Below are 5,787 nucleotides of genomic sequence, written 5' to 3'. Positions count from 1 at the left end.
TAGACCTCTTGCAAAAGTCTTAAGTCGATCCTTGTACAGCAACATTTTTGAAGATTATCAACTACTAATAAATAATTAACTGAAAGTCCCTCCCATTATTGTTTCTATCGTTTGTTTTCGGATTTATGCAAGAGGTCTACTGATAACTCGCATCTGATAACTGGTAACTGATTACTGATTCAGGGCTGAGGACTAAAATAACCGATCATCGAACTAGCTGAAGCATTGATCCCCGTGGTGTGGTACTGTCAATTCAGTGTATTTATCTGCACTGGCTTAAGATTTGTCGCTATTGCCCTCCCCTTCTCCTGTCGCTCTTTTTGAGGCTTTCTATGACCGACATTCCTTTCACCCTAGACCAACTGAGAATTCTCAAAGCGATCGCCGCCGAAGGAAGCTTTAAACGGGCGGCAGATACCCTGTATGTATCCCAACCGGCGGTCAGTCTTCAGGTACAAAACCTCGAAAAACAGCTAAATGTGCCGTTATTTGACCGAGGGGGTCGGAAAGCTCAATTAACAGAAGCGGGACACCTACTCTTAAACTACGGCGAAAAAATTATCACTCTCTGTCAAGAAACCTGTCGGGCGATCGAAGATCTACAAAATCTGCAAGGGGGAACCCTAATCATCGGTGCTTCCCAAACCACGGGGACTTATCTTCTTCCCCGCATGATCGGGCTGTTTCGGCAAAAATACCCAGAAGTATCCGTACAGCTACAAGTTCATTCCACCCGTCGCACCTCTTGGGGTGTTTTTAACGGTCAAGTGGATTTAGCCATTATCGGGGGAGAAGTTCCCGCCGAATTACAAGAAACCCTGCGGATTATCCCCTACGCAGACGATGAACTGGCTTTAGTCCTGCCTATTTTTCATCCTCTGTCTAAGGTAGAAATGATTCAAAAAGAGGATTTATATCGACTAAAATTTATCACCCTCGATTCCCAATCGACGATTCGCAAAGTCATTGATAAGGTTTTAACTCGTTGCGAGATCGATACCAAACGCTTAAAAGTGGAGATGGAACTTAACTCGATCGAGGCGATTAAAAATGCCGTACAATCCGGTTTAGGGGCGGCTTTTGTCTCGGTGACAGCGATCGAAAAAGAACTACAAATGGGCGTGATCCACGCTACCAGAATTAAAGATGTGGAAGTGAGGCGCACTTTATCGGTAATTATTAACCCGAATCGTTATCGCTCAAAAGCGGCCGAAGCTTTTACCCTAGAAATACTACCCCAATTCTCCACCTATCCAGAATATCTGGCTGACGACCACAACTTTGAACCGATTCCTAACTCGCAAACCGCCGAAATTATGAGTAAATAAGTCGCTCGAGATAGGCAAAATCTCCCTCGGAACATTGAAGCTATCTCTTGGGAAAATTACTGCTGGGGTAAATTACTTTTTTATCGACTTTAATCCAATGGAGACTTTCTAAACGACTTCTAAGATTAGTAATAGTTACTCCCAACTCGTCGGCGATCGCATACAGATGTCCCCATTTAGTCAAGTCACGTCCCTTGATGGCTTTCTCTAACTCACTCATCGGCATTAGTAAACAACTGGCAAAATATTGGGCTTGCCATTCAATTCTTTGGCTAGAATCAACTGTCCGACACAGAAAAGGTTGAATTGTCTCTAAGGAATCTCCCTGATGGATTCGATCCAAAAAGTTAGAGACGGCTGTTTGATTAATATGAAGGACAAAATGACCAATTTCATGGGCTAAACTCGAATTTTTAAAACCCTCTTTTGCTAGGGATGAATTTTGGGAATCTCTTAAGAATTTTACATCTTCATTGAGAATAATTTTCTTTTCTGTGGGAATAATCATCGCGGCGATTTCTCCCTCCTTATCTGGCTTTATGTCCGTCCATTCAATAGCCAAATCAAAATGATCGGCCGCTGCTTCCGAAATATCGCAATTTTTTAAGGGACGACGACGATTAGCTTTTACTTTCTTCAGAATATTGTCTGCCTGAGCTTCAATCTCTGTTTTGGGAATAAAACTATAGGGTTTAATAATATCCAAGATATTTACTCCTCTGGTTCTAATTCTGTCGCCTCAGAAATAATTTTTTTGGCAAAATTAGGATTGTCTTTCATGCGACGCAATAAAATTGGCATTTGTTGGTATTTTTGAACTAACTCTTTGAAGACTTTTTGATCATCTGAACTAATTCGTCCTGCCAATTCCCCTAATGTTTGAGCATTTAATTTTAAATGAGTCGCTAAGGACTCAATAACCTGCTGACTAGGAGGATAACCCGCATGATCATTTTCTAGCTTCGATAGATAGGTATAGTCCACCCCAATCAACTTAGCTAGTTCTCTCTGACTATATTCCTCCTCTCGACGAGCTTTGCGGATAACCTGTCCAAATGTTTCTGACACTGCTTTTCTCTCAATCGCTCAAAAAAATTATATCAAGGGTTGACTATTTCAGTCAACATAGGCTAGAGTTAGTTCATCGGCGTTGATTATTTTAGTCAACACCAGAGCAAACACTGCCGTATCATCCTAGCATTATCCTGACCGAGGGAAAAAAATCGTGTCCTGCCAGTTTCCCAAAAAGCCTTGGTATCCTCCGATCAGCTATAGTCTTTGGCGATCGCTAAAACCAGCGATTGGCTATGAGAATTGGCATTGTCAGACAAAACGGGGGTTTGAAAAAGCGCGAAACAAAGAACCAGAAGTCCAAAGATTACTATCACAAGATAATCAACCGCAAAAAATTGGTAAGTTGGCACAACGAGGAGTTTTTGAGTTTCATCAAGAGTCGGTGAGATTATCTGATACCGATGGGGTGGAACAAGTGGCAGAAATCCTGCAATTAAATCAAGAATCTCCAGAAATTCAAGCCAGGGTTTTAGTAATTTTAAACAATTACTATCAACAACCAATTTTATTGAATCAAGAGATTATTAATTTATCTAGAGGCGATGAAGGTTATCCAGAACCTATTGTTATCGAGCAAGGTAACTATCGGTTTAATTTGTACGCTGCCTTTGATTGTATTTTTAGAGAAGCTGATGACACTATACATATTTTAGATTTGAAAACTGGTCAATCTAATTTTGATCGTCGTCAGGCTCATGTTTATTTACTGGCGGCTAGTTACCGTTATCCTCAGAAAAAAATTGTCGCTTCTTTTTACAATTTAGAAACCCAAACAAGCTCAGAAAAAATATCCCTGTCTTCTGAGGCAATAGAAGCAGTTAAAATCGAACTAGCTTCCCTGGCCAAAAAACATCAGCAACAACTACAAAAATATAAAGATCACCCCAAAGATTTTTATCATATTTTTCCGCCTCAAAGTGGCTATGTCTGTCGTTATTGTCCGTTTACATCGATTTGTGATTATGCAAATAAGGAGGTTTAGATCATGAATTACACAGAAGCTAAAACAGCCAATTCCCCGCTTTTTTTGAGTGAAATTAGTTCCTTAACTCTCAAGAATAATTGTTTAAATTGTTTTAATCTTAATCATCAAGTCACCAGGAAAATAGGTAATCGTTTTAGTTGGCAATTCAGTCATAAGTTTCCCGATGTGGTGGTTGTTTTTGAAGATAATTGTTTTTGGTTATTAGCTAAAGAGGAAAAATCTCTTCCCTCTCCACAACAGTGGAAAGAAGCTTTATCAGATATTCAAGAGGTTTTACGAGAAGATATTGGCGATCACTATTATTCTATTCATTGGCTAAAAGACTGGCAGATAACAGCTTTAGTTACAGCACAATTAGCAGTTAGAATTCTGAAAATATTTGGTAAATTTTCCTATCCAATAGTTTTTCCCAAAGATAGTCAGATAAGTGAAAACCAAGTACAGGTAAGGAGAGAAGTTAACTTTTGGGCAGAAATCATCAATGACACCGATCCAGCTATTTGTTTAACTGTTGAAAGTAGTATTGTCTATAGTGGAGATTTAGAACAGTTTTATGAAAATCATCCCTATAGACAAGATGCCGCTAAATTATTAGTAGGTTTAAAGGTTAAAACTATAGAAACTAATGGGACAGCTAAAATTATTAAAATAGCGGGTACAATTGGGGAAAAAAGAGAGGAACTATTAAAAAAAGCTACGGGTTCAATTAGTCGAAGAAAATTAGAAGAAGCTCATCTGGAGCAACCAGTGGTGGCGGTACAATTTGGCAAAAATACCCAGGAGTATATTTATCCATTGGCAGCTTTAAAACCCTGTATGACAGATAAAGATGAGAGTTTATTTCAAGTCAATTACGGAGAGTTATTAAAGAAAACAAAAATCTTCTATGCTGAACGACAAGAACTATTAAAGTTGTATAAACAGGAAGCACAAAAGACTTTAAATAACTTTGGATTTCAGTTAAGAGAAAGAAGTATTAACAGCAGGGAAAATCCCGACTTCTTTTGGACTCCTTCTATTTCTCTTGAGCAAACTCCTATCTTATTTGGTAAGGGAGAAAGGGGAGAAAAAAGAGAAACTCTCAAAGGATTGTCGAAGGGGGGTGTATATAAACGTCATCGAGAATATGTCGATCCTGCTCGTAAAATTCGTTTAGCTATTCTTAAACCAGCTAATTTGAAAGTGGGAGATTTTAGAGAACAATTAGAAAAGCGATTAAAACTTTATAAATTTGAAACTATTTTGCCAGCAGAGAATCAAATAAATTTCTCTGTTGAAGGTGTAGGATTTGAAAAAAGAGCCAGACTGGAAGAAGCAGTTAATCAATTAATTCGAGGAGAAATTCCTGTAGATATTGCTTTAGTATTTCTTCCTCAAGAAGATCGCAATGCTGATAATACTGAAGAAGGAAGTTTATATTCCTGGATTAAAAAAAAGTTCTTGGAGCGTGGAGTTATGACTCAAATGATTTATGAGAAAACTTTAAATAATAAGGGTCAATATAATAATATTCTCCATCAAGTTGTCCCAGGGATCCTAGCCAAACTAGGAAATTTACCCTATGTTCTTGCTGAACCTCTAGAAATTGCCGATTATTTTATTGGTTTAGATGTGGGAAGGAAGCCTAAAAAAAATCTGCCGGGGAGTCTCAATGTTTGTGCAAGTGTGCGACTATATGGAAAACAGGGAGAATTTGTTCGCTGTCGGGTAGAAGATAGTTTAACCGAGGGAGAAGAAATTCCTCAACGTATGCTGGAAAATTTTTTACCGCAAGCTGAACTAAAAAATCAGACAGTTCTCATTTACAGAGATGGTAAATTTCAAGGAAAGGAGGTTGACAATTTACTGGCAAGAGCTAGAGCAATTAATGCTAAATTTATTCTCGTAGAATGTTATAAGACTGGCATTCCTAGACTTTATAATCTTCAGCAAAAACAGATAAATGCTCCCTCCAAAGGATTAGCTTTAGCTTTATCAAATCGGGAAGTTATCCTGATAACGTCCCAAGTTTCTGAAAAAATTGGTGTTCCTCGTCCCTTGCGATTAAAAGTTCATGAATTAGGAGAGCAAGTAAATTTAAAACAGTTAGTTGACACCACGTTAAAATTAACTTTACTCCACTATGGTTCTCTCAAAGATCCCCGTTTACCTATCCCTTTGTATGGAGCGGACATTATTGCTTATCGACGCTTACAAGGAATTTATCCTAGTTTATTAGAAGATGATTGTCAATTCTGGCTTTAGAGAGGAAAATTATTTGGTTCTTCCGAACTTACACTGTAGAAAATTCCTTAAGCTCCCTCTCTGTCCAGCAATGCTCTAAAGTTGATAAATATCAATCTAACAAAAACTGAAAGCCCTATTGTACAAGCTTTACAAGCATAAGTTGTTGATAGTTTT

Annotated in this window: 5 protein-coding genes; 3 read left to right on the top strand and 2 right to left on the bottom strand. The window is 38.3% G+C overall.

Annotated elements, in window-relative coordinates; all coding sequences use genetic code 11:
- The first annotated feature begins 332 nt into the window (after window positions 1-332).
- Complete coding sequence (locus ACOCD9_RS12140) at window positions 333-1,328, top strand: LysR family transcriptional regulator (protein WP_002747787.1); 996 nt, start codon at window positions 333-335, stop codon at window positions 1,326-1,328.
- 40 nt (window positions 1,329-1,368) lie between these two features.
- Here ACOCD9_RS12140 and ACOCD9_RS12135 read toward each other — a convergent pair whose 3' ends face one another.
- Window positions 1,369-2,034 carry an ImmA/IrrE family metallo-endopeptidase gene (locus tag ACOCD9_RS12135; protein WP_419547581.1) on the bottom strand — a complete coding sequence of 222 codons (666 nt, stop codon included), beginning with the start codon at window positions 2,032-2,034 and terminating at the stop codon, window positions 1,369-1,371.
- Window positions 2,035-2,039: 5 nt separating this feature from the next.
- Window positions 2,040-2,396, bottom strand: coding sequence for a helix-turn-helix domain-containing protein (locus ACOCD9_RS12130; protein ID WP_104395327.1), 357 nt, complete (start codon window positions 2,394-2,396; stop codon window positions 2,040-2,042).
- A 157-nt stretch (window positions 2,397-2,553) separates the two neighbouring features.
- On the opposite strand from ACOCD9_RS12130, the gene ACOCD9_RS12125 reads away from it, so the two are divergent.
- Complete coding sequence (locus ACOCD9_RS12125; RefSeq protein WP_419547580.1) at window positions 2,554-3,384, top strand: PD-(D/E)XK nuclease family protein; 831 nt, start codon at window positions 2,554-2,556, stop codon at window positions 3,382-3,384.
- Window positions 3,385-3,387: 3 nt separating this feature from the next.
- Window positions 3,388-5,631: a Piwi domain-containing protein gene (locus ACOCD9_RS12120; protein ID WP_419547578.1), complete on the top strand. Its 2,244-nt coding sequence runs from the start codon at window positions 3,388-3,390 to the stop codon at window positions 5,629-5,631.
- Window positions 5,632-5,787 lie beyond the last annotated feature (156 nt).

The sequence above is a fragment of the Microcystis sp. genome (genome assembly GCF_048564745.1).
Classification (GTDB): domain Bacteria; phylum Cyanobacteriota; class Cyanobacteriia; order Cyanobacteriales; family Microcystaceae; genus Microcystis; species Microcystis ichthyoblabe_A.
Note: the sequence above shows the minus strand (reverse complement) of the source record. Positions and strands in the feature narration are given on the sequence as shown.

Coding starts and splice junctions, on each gene's coding strand:
- ACOCD9_RS12120 (WP_419547578.1), top strand. CDS start 3,388: ATGAATTACACAGAAGCTAAAACAGCCAATTCCCCGCTTTTTTTGAGT.
- ACOCD9_RS12140 (WP_002747787.1), top strand. CDS start 333: ATGACCGACATTCCTTTCACCCTAGACCAACTGAGAATTCTCAAAGCG.